13 protein-coding genes are annotated in these 14,760 nt (G+C 62.3%); 4 read left to right on the forward strand and 9 right to left on the reverse strand.

Annotation, left to right across the window (positions count from 1 at the left end; translation table 11 throughout):
* The first annotated feature begins 58 nt into the window (after positions 1-58).
* Both G4D79_RS07030 and G4D79_RS07035 read left to right on the forward strand, forming a co-directional pair.
* Entirely contained in the window at positions 59-1,183 is a 1,125-nt protein-coding gene (locus G4D79_RS07030; protein WP_030536189.1) for a dihydrodipicolinate reductase, read from the forward strand.
* Complete coding sequence (locus G4D79_RS07035; protein WP_003943220.1) at positions 1,180-1,659, forward strand: carboxymuconolactone decarboxylase family protein; 480 nt, start codon at positions 1,180-1,182, stop codon at positions 1,657-1,659. The genes G4D79_RS07030 and G4D79_RS07035 overlap by 4 nt, the downstream gene beginning before the upstream one ends.
* A 1-nt stretch (position 1,660) precedes the next feature.
* On the opposite strand, the gene G4D79_RS07040 is transcribed toward G4D79_RS07035, so the two are convergent.
* Genes G4D79_RS07040 through G4D79_RS07065 form a run of 6 tightly spaced genes read right to left on the reverse strand, consistent with a single transcriptional unit; the run spans position 1,661 to position 9,438 of the window.
* The gene (locus G4D79_RS07040) at positions 1,661-2,449 is read right to left on the reverse strand and encodes an SDR family NAD(P)-dependent oxidoreductase (protein ID WP_030536188.1); all 789 of its coding nucleotides are present in this window, start codon (positions 2,447-2,449) and stop codon (positions 1,661-1,663) included.
* A complete protein-coding gene (locus tag G4D79_RS07045) occupies positions 2,439-4,184 on the reverse strand; it encodes an amidohydrolase family protein (protein WP_065351588.1) in 1,746 nt (581 codons plus the stop codon). The genes G4D79_RS07040 and G4D79_RS07045 overlap by 11 nt, the downstream gene beginning before the upstream one ends.
* Positions 4,181-5,842, reverse strand: coding sequence for a class I adenylate-forming enzyme family protein (locus G4D79_RS07050; RefSeq protein WP_099697194.1), 1,662 nt, complete (start codon positions 5,840-5,842; stop codon positions 4,181-4,183). The genes G4D79_RS07045 and G4D79_RS07050 overlap by 4 nt, the downstream gene beginning before the upstream one ends.
* A gap of 19 nt (positions 5,843-5,861) precedes the next feature.
* Positions 5,862-6,902 (reverse strand): NAD(P)-dependent alcohol dehydrogenase, encoded by a 1,041-nt coding sequence (locus G4D79_RS07055; RefSeq protein ID WP_030536186.1) that lies wholly within the window; start codon positions 6,900-6,902, stop codon positions 5,862-5,864.
* Complete coding sequence (locus tag G4D79_RS07060) at positions 6,899-8,053, reverse strand: serine hydrolase (protein ID WP_099697193.1); 1,155 nt, start codon at positions 8,051-8,053, stop codon at positions 6,899-6,901. Before G4D79_RS07060 ends, G4D79_RS07055 begins: the two co-directional genes overlap by 4 nt.
* Positions 8,050-9,438 carry an NAD(P)/FAD-dependent oxidoreductase gene (locus G4D79_RS07065; RefSeq protein WP_214514229.1) on the reverse strand — a complete coding sequence of 463 codons (1,389 nt, stop codon included), beginning with the start codon at positions 9,436-9,438 and terminating at the stop codon, positions 8,050-8,052. Before G4D79_RS07065 ends, G4D79_RS07060 begins: the two co-directional genes overlap by 4 nt.
* 167 nt (positions 9,439-9,605) lie before the next feature.
* On the opposite strand from G4D79_RS07065, the gene G4D79_RS07070 reads away from it, so the two are divergent.
* Positions 9,606-10,262: a TetR/AcrR family transcriptional regulator gene (locus G4D79_RS07070; RefSeq protein WP_099697192.1), complete on the forward strand. Its 657-nt coding sequence runs from the start codon at positions 9,606-9,608 to the stop codon at positions 10,260-10,262.
* 3 nt (positions 10,263-10,265) lie between these two features.
* Here the strand turns inward: G4D79_RS07070 and G4D79_RS07075 are convergent, their stop codons facing one another.
* The 3 genes from G4D79_RS07075 to G4D79_RS07085 all read right to left on the reverse strand — a co-directional run bounded on the left by G4D79_RS07075 (position 10,266) and on the right by G4D79_RS07085 (position 13,731).
* On the reverse strand, positions 10,266-10,838 hold the full coding sequence (locus G4D79_RS07075) for a TetR/AcrR family transcriptional regulator (protein ID WP_007730294.1): 573 nt from the start codon (positions 10,836-10,838) through the stop codon (positions 10,266-10,268).
* Positions 10,839-10,874: 36 nt separating this feature from the next.
* Positions 10,875-11,990, reverse strand: a complete 1,116-nt coding sequence (locus tag G4D79_RS07080) for an agmatine/peptidylarginine deiminase (protein ID WP_054826747.1) — start codon at positions 11,988-11,990, stop codon at positions 10,875-10,877.
* Positions 11,991-12,147: 157 nt separating this feature from the next.
* A complete protein-coding gene (locus tag G4D79_RS07085) occupies positions 12,148-13,731 on the reverse strand; it encodes an AraC family transcriptional regulator (protein ID WP_007730296.1) in 1,584 nt (527 codons plus the stop codon).
* A 172-nt stretch (positions 13,732-13,903) separates the two neighbouring features.
* Between G4D79_RS07085 and G4D79_RS07090 the strand changes: the two genes are divergently transcribed.
* Positions 13,904-14,734 carry a siderophore-interacting protein gene (locus G4D79_RS07090; protein WP_099697191.1) on the forward strand — a complete coding sequence of 277 codons (831 nt, stop codon included), beginning with the start codon at positions 13,904-13,906 and terminating at the stop codon, positions 14,732-14,734.
* Positions 14,735-14,760: the final 26 nt, after the last annotated feature.

The raw sequence follows: 14,760 nt of genomic DNA on the forward strand, positions 1-14,760 counted from the left end.
GAAACGAATTCTTGCAGTTCTGCTGACCTGACGCGCTGAGCTGGGTAATGTCCGATTGATGGGTGCAGTTTCGAATGAAGCCGAGTCCAAGATTCCGACTGTCGTGTGGGGTACCGGCAACGTCGGGCGTGCATCGATTCGCGCTGTGACAGCCAATCCGGCCCTCGAACTTGTCGGCGTCATCGTTGCGAACCCCGAGAAGGTCGGGCGAGACGCCGGTGACCTCGCCGATCTGGGAGTGCACCTGGGCGTCGCGGCTACCGACGACGCCGATGCCGTGCTCGCAGCGTCTCCCGGCGCGGTGGTCTACGCGGCGTCCGGCGACATTCGGCCCGACGACGCGGTTGCCGACATCACGCGGGCACTGGCCGCCGGAGCTGTGGTGGTCACGCCGTCGGTATATGCGCTGTACGACCCGAAATCTGCGCCTCCCGAACTTCGTGATCCCGTCGAAGCTGCTGCCAAGGCGGGCGGCGGCGCTCTGTTCGTCTCCGGTATCGACCCAGGCTGGGGCAACGACATCCTGCCGATTCTCGTCAGCGGGCTCGCGGGGACAATCGACCAGATCCGGTGTCAGGAAATCTTCGACTACACGACCTACGAACAGCCGGATTCTGTCCGCTACCTGATCGGGATGGGTCAGCCGATGGACTACGAACCTCCCATGGTCGCGCCGACCGTACCCACCATGGTCTGGGGCGGGCAGATTCGGCTCATCGCGCGGGCACTCGGGGTGGAACTCGACGAGATCCGCGAGACCTTGCTGCGCCGCCCGCTCGAGGAAACCGTGTCGACCGAACATATGGGGGAGTTCGCGGCCGGCACCCAAGGCGCACTGCGATTCGAGGTTCAGGGAATCGTCGGCGGGGAACCCCTGATCGTGATCGAACACGTCACGCGTATTCATCCGTCTTGTGCCCGCGACTGGCCGCTCCCGCCCGACGGCGGCGACGGCGCGCACAAGGTGATCGTCGAAGGACGACCACGAATCGAGATCAACGTCGAAGCCACCGATGAAGGTGGAAATCGCGCGGCCGGTGGAAATGCCACGGCCGTAGGACGTCTCGTCAACGCAATTCCCTGGCTACGTCAGGCTGAACCCGGTCTCTACGACGCGCTGGACGTTCCGCTCACACCCGGCGTCGGCAAGCTCGGTGCCCGAAACTCGGAGGTACTCACATGAATATCGACATACCCGAAGGCAAGAATCCGATCGGCTACGTGTGGGGAGAGATGGTCCCCGGCATCGGACCCGCGGCCGCCGGGTTCTCCCAAAAGGTCTACACGGACGGCACTCTCGGACTCCGCGAGTTCGAGGCGGCCAGGCTTCGGATCGCTCAGATCAACGGGTGCATCTTCTGTCAGGACTGGCGCACCGAGCGTGACGGCGAGACTGTGGAGTCGACGTTCGATCAGTCTGTCACCGACTGGCGCACCACCGATGCCTTCGACGACAGGACGCGCCTCGCTGCCGAATACGCCGAGAGATACGCCCTCGACCACCACGGGCTCGACGACGAGTTCTGGGAACGCATGACAGCTCACTACTCCCAGCGAGAAATCGTCGAGTTGAGCATGTGCCTCGGATCGTGGTTGGCCTTCGGCAGGCTCAACCACGTCCTCGGCCTCGATACTCAATGTGTGTTGCCCGGCAACTGAACTAGTTGCCCAGCGTCGTCAGATCCGGGTAGTTCGAGACCTCCCAGCCGCCGTCGACGACCAGACTGGTTCCGGTGATGTACGAGGCGTCGTCGCTGGCGAGATAGAGGCAGGGGCCCGCGATCTCGTCGGGAGTTGCTGCTCGGGACATGGGGATTCGGCTGAGAAACATGTCGCGGGCGGGTTCGTAGTTCATGACCGGCGCGACCAGTGGCGTGTCGACCAGGCCGGGTAGAACGGCATTGACCCGGATCCCCGACGCAGCCAGTTCGATCGCGGCATTCTTGCTGAACATCTCGACTCCGGCTTTGCCTGTCGCGTATGCGCTCCCGTAGGGGCTCGGCACGTGCGCGTTCAATGAGGACACGTTGACTATCGCACCACCGCGACCGTGCTCTCGGATATGCCGCGCTTCATGTTTGGTGCAGAGGAAGACGCCCTTCTGCACCAGGTCGATGGTGAAGTCCCAGTCGGCCTCGTCGAGGTCGACGATCTGCCCCACCCTCGACGCACCGGCAACGTTGAAAGCCAGATCGATACCGCCGAATTCCGCCGCCGCCGCGGCAAGGGCCTCGGCAACATCGGATTCCTTGGTGACGTCAGTGGGAACGGCGAGGAAGGCCCCGCCGTGCTGGGAGGCTATCTCTTTCAAACCCTCTGCAGCGATGTCGATTCCAGCTACCTGTGCGCCTTCGTCGATAAGCCTTAGTGCGATGGCTGCACCGATACCTGATGCTGCTCCAGTGACGACTGCTGTTTTCCCGGCAAATCTGGACGTGTTAATGGGCACCTGCTTTCAAGAACTTTCCGGTTCGGCGGTTGCCGAGAACGGGTGCTGCTTCTCCGTCGCCGAAGACGTACTCGCCGCCGACGAACACTGCGGTGACGGTCTGGTCGTTGCGATTGACCATGCGGGAGAGGTTGTCGTACTCCACAACCGGGCTTTCCGCGTACGCGTCGAGCGAATCGTCGAGATGAGCGGGATCGATCACAACCAGGTCGGCGCGATCACCTAATCGAAGGTGCCCGGCATCGACGTCGTACCACTCGGCGAGTTCACCGGTGAGACGATGCACCGCTGCCTCGACGGTCATGAACGGACGGCCGACCTTTTGGGCATCGTAGACACGTCGTAGTAGGCGTAAGCCGAAGTTGTAGAACGCCATGTTGCGCAAATGCGCTCCGGCGTCGGAGAACCCGAGTTGGACGCCATTGTCCTGGGCGAACTTGTCCAGAACCTCCGGCCGGTGGTTCGAGATGGTTGTGCGCCAACGCACTTTCGTGCCGTGTTCGAGGACCAGATCCAGGAATGCATCGACAGGGTGGAGGCCGCCACGTTCGACGCCGACCTGCCCGAAGCTCTTGCCGACCAGGGATTCGTCGGGGCAGGACACGATCTCGGCGTCGAAGAAATCGCGATGCCAAACTTTGACACCGAACTTCTGGTCGTAGTCCTTGCGGAATTGTCGACGGTAATCCTCGCTCTGCATGAGGACGTTGCGTTCCATCTCGTCGGTCAGATGCAGTGCTGCAGCGCCGGATCCGAACTCCTCGAAGACAACCAGGTCGATGCCGTCGGCATATACCTCGAAGGGAACTGGTAGGTGCTGCCAGCGCAGGTCGCCGCCGAGTCGATTGACCAAGTGTGCCAGTGGGCCGAGTATCACCACGGCCAACTTGTTGGACTTGATGTCGGCCGCCGAAAGCATGCTCGTCTTGAGTCGCTTACGCCAGATACCCGCGCTGGAGAACGCCATCGCTCCGGTACTCATCGGGTTGGAGAGGTCAGGTCCGGCCTGAAATACCCGTCCCCGACGGCGCAGGATCGCATTGAGTCGGCGTCGTTCTTTCGTGGTTGCATACGTCGACGGCAGCGTGCGTGAGCGGCAGGTCTCGCCGTCGAGTTTGTCGAACAACAATTGCTGACTGGACATCCCGACGAATCCTGCGTCGAGAGCTTCGGTCAACTGTGCTTCCATCGACGCGAGTTCGGCGTCTGTGGGATGGACGTCCTTCCTGGTAGCACGATCCAGTCCCATCTCGGCGGCCCGCATATCGGAGTGTCCGATGAAGGCTGCAACGTTGGGACCTAGCGGAAGCGCCTCTAGTGCAGCAACATACTCGCTCGCAGAGTTCCAGGTCTTGGCACGGTTGAGTGCGTCGACGACGTGCTTACGCGGAATTGCCTCTACTCTGCCGAAGAGATCACCCGCGTCGGAGGGGCTGGCGTGAATGGTGGACAGGGAACACGATCCGACAAAGATCGACGTGACCCCGTGTCTGAGAGATTCGCTCAGCGCCGGGCCTTCGAGGATCTCGACGTCGTAGTGAGTGTGGATGTCCACGATGCCCGGGATCACCCACTTGCGCCTCGCGTCGATTACACGGGGACAGTCGGTTTCGTCGAGTGGATCGAGGGAGATGGCAGTAACCAACCCATCGCGGATACCCAGATTGCGGACAGCTGGTTTGGCCCCGGTGCCGTCGAACCACAGACCGTTGTTGATCACGGCGTCGTAGGTCATGAGAGAACCACCTTTGCACGTATCGTTTTTCCGGTTGCATTGCGGGGCAGAGGAGTTGTGCTCAGTTTCCACTTCACCGGCACCTTGAAGTAAGCCAGTCGTTCGGCGACGTAGTCGCGTAGTTCTTCTTCGCCGGCGGCTCCCTCACTCCGCAAAACGACGACGGCTGCAACTTCTTGGCCGAGGTCTGCCGAATCAATGCCGATCACAGCGCATTCGAGTACGGCGGGATGCTCGTCGATGGTCTGCTCGATTTCGAGAGGGTAGACGTTCTCGCCGCCGCGCAGGATCAGGTCGGATCGGCGACCCGTCAGGCGGAGTCGGCCGTCCTCGAACACTCCGAAGTCGCCGGTTCGGAGCCATCGATCAGGACCGATAGCGGCTGCAGTCGCGGTCTCGTCGTTCCAGTACCCCAACATCACATAGGCGCTGCGCGCACAGATCTCACCTTCCTCGCCGTCGGGGACTGCAACACCGAAGGGGTCGCGCACCTCCACGCTCACCCCGATGATCGGCCGGCCGAGAGTTCCGGGGAACGCGGCAAGTTCCGGTGGTGTGGCAACTGAAATGCCGGTGGAGGATTCGGTGAGCCCGTAGCTGTCGACCAAGGTGTGCTGCGCAAAAGGCAGGCGTGCGCGCAGGCGGTCCTGCAAGGCCGGAGATGACGGTGCAGACGCGAGTGCAAAAGCCCTCAGTGAGGTCAGGTCGTACTTCTCGAGACTGCCGTACTCGAGGAGACGGGTTGCCATGGTGGGTACGACCGCCCAGTTGGTGACCTTCTCGCGTTCGACGAGGGAAAGGACTTCGTCGACGTCGAAGGCGCCCTGATGGATGACCACCGCTCCGCCCGTCGCGAGTCGTGGGATCGCCAGGTTATGCAGGCTTGCAATGTGAAACAGCGGCGCGGTCAGCAGATACCGCAAGTCACTCGGTCGGCCGTCGCCGGGTTTGCCGGTGAACGCCGCAGCGAGGCGATCGCTGTAGCGGTGGTAGTCGATGACGGCCAACACGTTTCGGTGACTGTGAACAGCCCCCTTGGGGCGGCCGCTGGTTCCGCTCGTGTACAGGATGACGGCCGGATCGTCCTCGTCGACGGACGTGCGGGGCAGTGCAGAACCCGAATACTTCTCCAACAAGGTAGGTAGATCTTCTTCCATCGTGAGCACGGGAACATCGGTGTTCAGTTCGGAAAGAATCTGCGCGCGTTTGGCGTCGGCGATCACCACTGTAGGGGTGGTGTGATCGATGCCGTACGCCACCTCGCGGGCCACCCACCACGAGTTGAATCCGACGGCGATGGCACCGAGGGACTGAGCCGCCCAGAAGGTCATCACCCATTCCGGCGTATTGGCAGCAAGTATGCCGACCCGATCACCCTTGCGGACGCCGTACCGCTCGCGCAGCGCCGTCGCCAATGCTGCTACGGCCTCGCCGTGCTCGAGGTAGCTGAAGCGTCGGTCCTTGGTCACCAGATAGTCGCGTGATCCGTAGTCGAAGGATGCAGCGAGCACGTCGCCGAGTGCCTTGTCGCGGTTCTTCATGACGGGCATCGAACTGCCCAGTACATCCTCGACTTGCATCTCGAAAGGACCACCGGGGCCGGTCAGCCCGGCCATGACGGACGCGATGAATGCTTGTGTATCAGCGGAAGTAGTCACGTGAAGTGCCTTTCGAAGATTAGGGTACGAGCACTGCGCGTCCGGTGACCTTGCCGTGTTCGAGACGGTCGAGTGCGTCGCGGGCATCAGCGAGGTCGAAGCGGGCTACTTCTACCGTTACCAGACCGGCCTGTGCCAGGGCGATGGAATCGACGAGGTCGTTTCTGGTGCCGCCGTACGACTTCCGGATCGATGCGCCCCACGGCCAGCCTGGTCCGCCGGCAGCTTCGGCAGTGATTCCGGGGTTTCCGCCTCCGAGACCTACCATGCGATACGCGCCGTTCGGCGCAACCGCTTGAACGGACATCTGTGCAGTTGCGTCGATACCGACGAAGTCGAAGATGACTTCTGCGCCTCTGGCCGATGTGAGGTCGAGGATGTGCTGCGCGGTGTCCGGTCCCGATTCGAGCGTGATGTCGGCGCCGCAACGTTTGGCGAGATCGAGTTGATCCTGTCCGACATCGACGGCGATGATGCGCACGGCACTGATCGCGCGAAGTATCTGTACTGCAACGTGACCGAGTCCGCCGACGCCGATCACGACGGCGGTGGCACCGGGCTGGAGATGTTCGCGGGCACCGCGAATGGCGTGGTAGCTCGTCAGCGCTGCATCGGCGAGTGGTGCGGCCTGCAGGAAGTCGAGGTCGCCGATGGGTACGAAGGAGCGAGCCGGGATCTTGACGTACTCGGCCATCCCGCCCTCAGGGCCGAGTCCGGGGCAGGGCGGCATCGCGGTGCGTCCAGCGGCGAGGCACATATTCTCGTTGCCGCTCATGCATTCTCGGCACTGTCCACATGACCAACAGAGGTAGACGACGCCACGCTCTCCGACGGAACGGCCGTCGACGCCACTCCCGACGGCTTCGATCGTTCCGGCAATTTCGTGGCCGATCGTCAGCGGTTCTTCGCGCATCTTGTACGGAAAGTGCAGGAGATGGAGATCGGAGTGGCAGATTCCCGCTGCGCCCACCCGAATCAGTAGTTCCGACGGGCCGATCTCCGGGACCGGCACGTCGTTGATTTCCAGGAGCCCGGGCCCCATGAGCTGGGCTGCCTTCATGAGCTGACCTCGCTGACCTCGGAGTTGTATGCGGCGCTCAGGTACGCGTTGCTGCGGTCGGATCCGATCAGACCCGGTGCCATCTTGTTCATGACGTAGGCGAAGGTCATCCGTCGGTCCAGATCGTTGACCAGCATCGAGCCGCCGATACCTGCCCACCAGCAGGTGCGCCCGTCGGGAATCAGTGGCGCGGTAACCGGATGTGGCAGTCCGTAGCCGATGCCGAACTTGAGTGGTGTCATGATCCCGAGATCGATACCGTCGGCTTGGATCTCGAAGATCAGGTCGATGGTGCTCTGCGAGAGCAGCTTCCGGCCGTCGAGCACACCACCGTTCGAGATCAGGGATTGGACCCGAGCGATAGAACGTGCGTTGCCGTGGCCGTTGACTGCGCCGATCTCGGCTTCCCGCCAGGGTGCGGTGTTGACCTCGGGGTAGTCGAGCAGTGGGCAGGTCAGGGTCTTGATGAAGATGCTGTCCTGGTCGAGCGTGGACAGGTCGAACTCCAACGCGGGCGGCGGAACCATGGTGGCGATTCGACCGAAATGCTCTGCGGACGTGCCGATATGGAAGTCGGCTCCCAGTGGACCGGAAAGCTCTTCGGCAAAGAACCTGCCGAGAGTTCGCCCGTCGATGCGACGAATGACCTCACCGACGAGATGGCCGTAGTTGATCGCGTGATAGCCCGACGCCGTACCCGGGGTCCACCAAGGCTTCTGGGTAGCGAGGCGAGCGGTGGACGCCTCGAGGTCGTAGATGTCCGTCAGTTCGATCGGGCGCTCCCAACCGGAGACGCCAGACGTATGCGACAGGAGGTGGCGAACTTCGATGTCTTCCTTACCGTTTGCCGCAAATTCGGGCCAGTAGTGAGCAACTTTCTGGTACACGTCCAATTGGCCGCGTTCGACCAGCAGGAGCGCACACAGGGCCGTCATGGTCTTGGTGATGGAGAACGTGTTGACGATGGTGTCGCTGCCCCATGGAGTGGTACGGGATTCGTCGGCGTACCCGCCCCAGAGATCGACCACGGATTCTCCGTCGACGGTGATGGCAACGGAGCCGCCGAGTTCTTCACCGGATTCGATTTGAGCCTCGAAAGCCGCTCGGACGGCGTCGAACTCGGTGTCGCAGTGACCGTTCACCACACTCATGCGCGATCCGCCTTCTCGAGTTCATGTGCTGCTGCACGCGCGGCAACAGGTAGCTTGTTTCCGGAGGCCGCAGCACGCTTGGTGCCCTTGGCGATTTCCTTGTTCATGTTGCGGACGTAGGGATCGAACTCGAGCTGAATCGTGTGGCGTGGTGACTTGTAATAGGGGGCGAGGAAGTACGCCTCGTCGGCTTTGGTGATCTCCTGCATCTCGTTCGCGGACGGCAGTTGGTATTTACCGGTGAGGTAGGCCGCGACGAGCTTGCTCTGCTGCTCGGCGAAGTTGACGAGCGTCGGCATGGGCTGCGCGAGTCCCATGAAGAAGAGGTTGTCGATTCCGGGCTTCATCATTCGTTTGAACAGTGGGAATCGGTTGTCTTTGTCCGGCAGCAGATTCGGATCACTGAAGAAGGGGAAGCTGATGTTGTAGCCGGTGGCGCAGATGACCACGTCGACGTCCTCGGCGGTGCCGTCCGCGAAGTGAACCTGCTTTCCGTCGAGTTTGGTGATGGTAGGCTTGAAGGTTATGTCGCCTGAGCCGGCGCGTCCGAGGAACTCGCCGCTGGCCGAGGGGTGGGCCTCGAAGGGGCGGTGGTCCGGCTTCGGCAGACCGTAGCCTTCCATCGTTCCCAGATTCTTGCCGAGGAATCGACGACTCAGGAACAGTCGTAGACCACGCGGCATCCAGGGCGGGGTGATCAGTTTGTCGCCGGGTACACCGCCGAGATATTTCGGCAGTACCCAGACTCCACGGCGAGCCGACACGATGAGCTTGTCGGCGAGGTATCTCTGGCCCAGTTCGGAGGCAATATCCAAGCCGGAGTTGCCCATTCCGACCACGACTACCTTTTTGCCGCGCATGTCGACCGGGTCGAACGGGTCGTTGTAGCTGTGGCTGTGCATGAGGACCCCGTCGAACTCACCTGGGTAGTCCGGGATGTTGGGATCCCAATGATGTCCGTTGCAGACCATCAGGACGTCGTAGGTGCGAACTTCGCCGTCCGAGCGCGTGATGGTCCACAGCCCGTCTGTATCACGTTCTGCTGCAACAACACTGGTGTTGAAGATGATCGACTCACGCAGTCCGAAGTGCTCGACGTAGTCCTTGAAGTACTGGAAGAGTTCGGAGTGGTGCGGGAAGTCGGGAAGGTCAGCGGAGACCGGGAAGTCCTCGAATGCCAAGCGCCACTTCGACGTGTCGATGTGCAGGCTCTGGTAGCAGGCCGACATCCCGTTGGGATTCTTGTAGTACCAGTTTCCGCCGACCTCGTCGGACGCTTCGTAGCAGTCGAAGGGTATTCCGAATTCCTTCATTCGCTTGGCCGTCGTGATTCCGGTAGGCCCGGCGCCGATGATGCACACGCTCGGCAAGGGGGAGGGGCTCATTCGCCATCGCTTTCTGTTCTGTCTCGGGCGTGCGAGAAGAAGAATCGAAGCCCGAGAAGTGACTTGAGTCATAGTGCGCCATTCGCTGACGTTGTGTCAATGAATGACGCAATGTTTTTTGGTGACGGCGAGTCGGTGATTTGCCAGGAGGTTGAAATGCGAGCAAGGTGGGCGACGTGAGCACGACTACGGACGGCCCGAAGAACAGGCGGGGAACACTTCGCGACGAGCAGAAACGCGCGACGCGGGCCAAACTCGTGGACGCCGCACGCACTCTGTTCGAGGAACGGGGATACGCGGCTGTCACGGTCGACGACATCGCCTCGGTCGTCGGATGCAGTCGAGCCACGTTCTACGTGCATTTCGCCAGCAAGGTGGAGATGCTCAAGACGATCGGCGCGGCCGGGATGGCGGCGAGTGCGTTCGCTTTCTACATCGATCTCGATCGGGTTCTCGACACGAACTCTCGCGTGGAATTCACGGCTTGGCTGGAGCGTGCCTTCGACTGGTTCGACGAGAACAAACGCCTGCTGCCGGCCTGGGACGAGGCCGTGGCACTCGAACCGGAGTTCCGCGAGACAGCGCGAGACGGTATGACCCAACTACCGAATGCCATGCCCAAGTACCTGGGCCGTTGGCCGGAGGAACAGCACGACGAGGCACGGTTGCGCGTCGAACTGCTCGTGAGTCAGTTGGAGCGATTCTTCACACGCTGGGCCGTGCAGGGGACAATCGATGTGACGCGGACTCAGGCCGCCGAAGTTCTGACCGACATCTGGTTCCCGGCTCTGTCTCCGGAATCGAAGGGCGTCGGCGAGCGGTAGAGGCTAGCTCGGATCGATCTCCACACTGATCGCGCCGGTGAGCAGTTCTCTGGCTCGTTCGATGGGGATCGAGCCGCTCAGCCAGCGCTCACTCAAACCCTCGACCAGGGCGGTGAGTCGCTCGGCGGCGTCGGCCGGGCTTGCCTTCGGGTCAGCGAGTCCGGCGTCCTGCGCTTGGCGGATCAAAGATTCGACGTCGTCTGCCCACTCTTGCGTCGTGGTGCGTAGCGGTTCGCGCAGTTCGTCGGCGAAGACTGCGCTTGCTCGGAGTTCACCCCAGGCGATGCTGTTCTCTCGAATCTTCGGGGCATTCTGAAACTCCAGCAGGAGCATCTGCTCGAGCTGCGCACGAGGGTCTGTCTCCGTGAAGGCACTTTCGGTGTACAGCGCGGCGCGATCGTTGATGTGATCGAGGGCCCGGCGCAGCACACCTGCACGGTTCTGGAAGTGGTAGTAGATGAGTGCCGTCGACACTCCGGCCTCGGCAGCGAGCGTCTCCACCCTCAGCCCGCGTACGCCGTGTTGGGCAATGACGCGGACTGCTGCTTCCAAGATTTGCGTTTGGCGGTTCGACACGAGTCCGAATTCTACGAGGGTGGTCGGGACAGGTTTCTAGTCCGCGGGTTCCTGCTGGGTGGTGCAGTGAATGCCGCCACCACCCGCGGCGATGGCGTCGATGTTGATCTGCACGACACGGCGGTCGGGGAAGAGGCGCTCCAATTCACTTCTGGCGGCCTGGTCGGCCTCGGGGTCACCGAACTCGGGTGCGATGACCGCGCCGTTGCATACGTAGAAGTTGATATATCCGGCTGCGAAATCATCCGATTCGAAGTCGGGCCTGATCGCGACCGGCGCCTCGAGGACAACCACTTCCAGCTTCCGTCCCTGTGCGTCGGTCGCGTTCTGGAGAATCTCGAGGTGACGTGCGGTCACGTCGTGGTCGAACGACTCCGGGTCTGTGTCGAGGCCTGCGACCACGACACCTGGGCGTGCGAAACGGGCGTAGAAGTCCGTGTGGCCGTCCGTGATGTCCTTGCCGGCGATTCCCGGTAGCCAGATGATCTTGTCGAGACCGAGCAGGGGGCCGAGTTCGGCTTCGACGTCCGACTTCGACCATCCCGGGTTGCGGTTGTTGTTGAGTACACAGCTTTCGGTGATGATGGCTGTGCCTTCGCCGTCGACCTCGATGCCGCCGCCTTCGAGGATCAGGTCGGTAGGCAATGATTCGACTCCCGCACGGGCGGCAACGAAGGCTGCGACCTGGCCGTCCTGATCAAAATCCTGCTTCTCGCCCCAACCGTTGAAGTTGAAATCGATACCCGCTTTGGTCCCGTTGCCTTTCACGAATACAGGGCCGGTGTCGCGCATCCAGAGATCGTCGAGAGGCGCGGCGATCAGTTCGACCGATGGGCCGACGAGGGAGCGAGCCAAGTCCAGTTGCTCGGAACGAACAAGCATCGAGACGGGCTCGAACTGCGCGATGGTCTGCGCGATCGTCGCGAGGTTGCGCTGGACCTCGGGCAGGAGGGCTGCTCCCCAGATCGCTTCGCTGGCACCGAACGCCATCCAGGTGCGCTTGTGCGGATCCCCCTCTTCCGGCATCACCCACTCGCGAAAATCGTTGCTGCCATCGCTCCCGCGCGAGGCTGAGTCGGAATCGCCGCAACCTGCCAAAAAGAGGCCACTGAGCGCAGCGGCGCCTGCCTGAATGAACCGACGTCTTTGCATTGCGGTGACTCCTTGTGCTGTGTGCGTGCGCGCCCGGTCCGCGTCCTGCTTGCATGGAGCGTAAACCTTGACTGAAAATTTAGTCAAGGAAGTAGTGCCAGTTCGAGACCGTTTCGGCGGGCGACACGACGAATCGAAGGACTCATCCGTCGGAAGGTCACGAGTCGATGAGTCCTTCGACCGTTCCCCGCCATCCGCGGCGCTGGTAGTCCCGGGGCGACATACCGTGGGCACCGATGAAGACCTTGGTGAATCCGGACGCGTGCGCGTAGCCGAGTCGACGGGCGGTCTCTCCGGCCGAGAAGCCCTCCTCGAGATAAGCGCGGGCGAGGGTCATCCGCAACTGACCGCGCCAGCGCGGGAAGCTCTGGCCGGTGGCCGCTACGAAGCGTTTGTGGAGCAGGCCCTCGTCGACGCCGAGTCGAGCGCTCCACTCCGGCAGCGTGCGCGAATCGGTGGGGTCCGCGCGGAGTGCGGTAAGGATCGTTTCGACAGGATCGGTTCGGCCGCCGGGTGTCCGCGTCGCCGCGCTGTTTCGGATCAGCCTCGAGATCCTCGCTGGGTCATGGATTTCGGGGCGCAGAAGGGTGTAATTCGCAACGACCGTGTGCAACAGATACGCCTCCGCTTCGCGCGCGAAGTGCAGCACTCGTGGCGGCGGTGCAGTGACGGGAGAGTCGCCAGGCTGGGATCCGAGCGGAAGTAGAAGCGAACCCTCCGCGATCTCGACGCTGTTGCGTACTCCCGCGGGAAGCCACATCGCGTCGCCCCGCCTCAGATTCCAGGTTCGGTCGCCGAAAGTGACCCGGGCGGAGCCTCGGTAGATCCAGACGATGACGTGAAAGTTGTTGACCCTGGCCCACGTTCCGCTTGCGGGAATCGTCGGCGGTATCGGCGCCGAGCCTGAGTGGGCGCCTTCCTCGGACAAGAGTGCGACGCTCTGTGCCAAGGTCTCGTTCTCATGGATCGGCGCTGAGCCTTGGTTTGCACGTGTGTAGTCACTGGGTGTCACACCGGTGTGTTCACGGAAGGCACGGGTGAATCCCGCGGGCGTCGCGAATCCGACCTGCCCACCCGTCCATCCGATTTCGCGGCCGGAGTTCAGGTATGCGATTGCTGCCGCGATCCGGGCCGAGGTGCGCCAACGCGCGAAAGGCAACCCCGTCTCCTCCGTGAATCGGCGCTGCAGGGTGCGGACGCCGATCTTGAGTTGCCGGGCGAACTGGGAAAGCTCCGTGTCGTCGGCTGGCGTCCGTAGAAGCGTGCGAGCGATCTCGAGGGTCTCGGCCGAGCGTGGCAAATTCGGTGGGGCGTACGACACCGAAGCGTCGGCGTCGTTGGAATGGGCCCCCGCGACAAGCTCGAGTAGTCCGGCCCCCACAGTCGCCCCACCGCGCAGAAATCCCAAGTTGTGCGCGAACTGGTGGACGAGCCAGTCCTGCCAGGCTGCCGGTATCTCGAAATCGATGATCCGGTTCAACGTGGGCGGCAGGTCGGCAGCGGGCATCGGAATGGGAAACGCGACCGCTCCCGGGTCGACTCGGATGCTGTAGGCGATTCCCGCGGGCACCCAGGTTGCCGCCCCAGCGGTCACGCTGCGGGTGCGGTCGCCGATCTGTAGTTCCGCGTGTCCGGTGTGTACCCAGAAGAGCAGTGGCTCACGTGCATTCGCGATCAAGGAGAGTCGGGACGCGGGGATCTCGGGGACTTCGCCCGCGGAGAACACCAACCGTGGTCCCACGTATGCCCTCCCGATTCAGATGCTTTCTCACGCAGCCACCGATGAGTGTAAGAAGTCGGCACGCACGGATAACCGTAACCGATTAGGGCAGGCTAGCTTTATTCAATGGCCCTCCCGCCGTGATCGAGCGTGGGTCGAACCCCCCATCTGTGCGCTTCCGAGGAGTCTTTCCGTGCCCCGAAACACCCGTCCGACAACGGCGTACTCAGTCACCTTGCGTGAACTCGAGGTACGTCGGGTGACAGACGTGACGCCGGGCATGCGGAGAGTGACGCTCACCGGAGCGCAGCTCGAGACCTTCACAAACGCCGACGGCTTTGCCGAGCCCGCCTTCGTCAGCACCGGCTTCGACGACGACCTCCGATTGTTGTTCGCCTATCCTGGCGAAACCGATCCGGTCTTGCCGGTGATAGTCGACGGCACTGTGACTTTCGCAGCGGGACGCCGTCCACTTGCCCGCGCGTACACCGTGCGCCGTTACGATCCGCGAACAAGGGAACTCGACGTCGATTTCGTCGTTCACGGCGGTGGAGTTGCTACCACCTGGGCGCGCGACGCCGGCCCTGGCGACCGAATGCACATCGCGGGTCCCTCTGTATCGCAGGGACTCCCGGAAGATTGCGAGTATCTGCTCGTCGTCGGTGACGAGACGGCGCTACCTGCGATCGCACGTCTGCTCGAGGAATTGCCTGCCGATGCCAGGGGGCATGTGTTCGTCGAAATTGCGGACTCGGCTCACATTCAATCGGTGCGCGAGTTGCCCGGGGTGAGTGTCACGTGGTTGCCACGCGAGGGGGCGGAGCCCGGCACTACTTCTTTGTTGCTCGACGCGGTCAGTGCTGTCGAATGGCCTGACGGACGCGTATTCGCTTGGCTTGCAGGCGAACAGGCGACGATTCGCTCGCTTCGGCGTCATTTGATTCGTGATCGAGGAATTGCGAAGACCGACATCGATTTCACCGGCTACTGGAAACGCAGCGACACAGTGCGCACAGATTCCTGACCCGGCTCCATCGCTCGGTAAGACCG

It is taken from the genome of Rhodococcus sp. WY5 (assembly GCF_018588185.1).
Taxonomy (GTDB): domain Bacteria; phylum Actinomycetota; class Actinomycetes; order Mycobacteriales; family Mycobacteriaceae; genus Rhodococcus_F; species Rhodococcus_F qingshengii.

Excerpts from the sequence above, each read along its gene's own strand:
- G4D79_RS07045 (WP_065351588.1), bottom strand. The coding sequence starts at position 4,184 with ATGACCTACGACGCCGTGATCAACAACGGTCTGTGGTTCGACGGCACC.
- G4D79_RS07065 (WP_214514229.1), bottom strand. The coding sequence starts at position 9,438 with ATGAGCCCCTCCCCCTTGCCGAGCGTGTGCATCATCGGCGCCGGGCCT.
- G4D79_RS07080 (WP_054826747.1), bottom strand. The coding sequence starts at position 11,990 with ATGCAAAGACGTCGGTTCATTCAGGCAGGCGCCGCTGCGCTCAGTGGC.
- G4D79_RS07035 (WP_003943220.1), top strand. The coding sequence starts at position 1,180 with ATGAATATCGACATACCCGAAGGCAAGAATCCGATCGGCTACGTGTGG.
- G4D79_RS07030 (WP_030536189.1), top strand. The coding sequence starts at position 59 with ATGGGTGCAGTTTCGAATGAAGCCGAGTCCAAGATTCCGACTGTCGTG.
- G4D79_RS07060 (WP_099697193.1), bottom strand. The coding sequence starts at position 8,053 with ATGAGTGTGGTGAACGGTCACTGCGACACCGAGTTCGACGCCGTCCGA.
- G4D79_RS07055 (WP_030536186.1), bottom strand. The coding sequence starts at position 6,902 with ATGAAGGCAGCCCAGCTCATGGGGCCCGGGCTCCTGGAAATCAACGAC.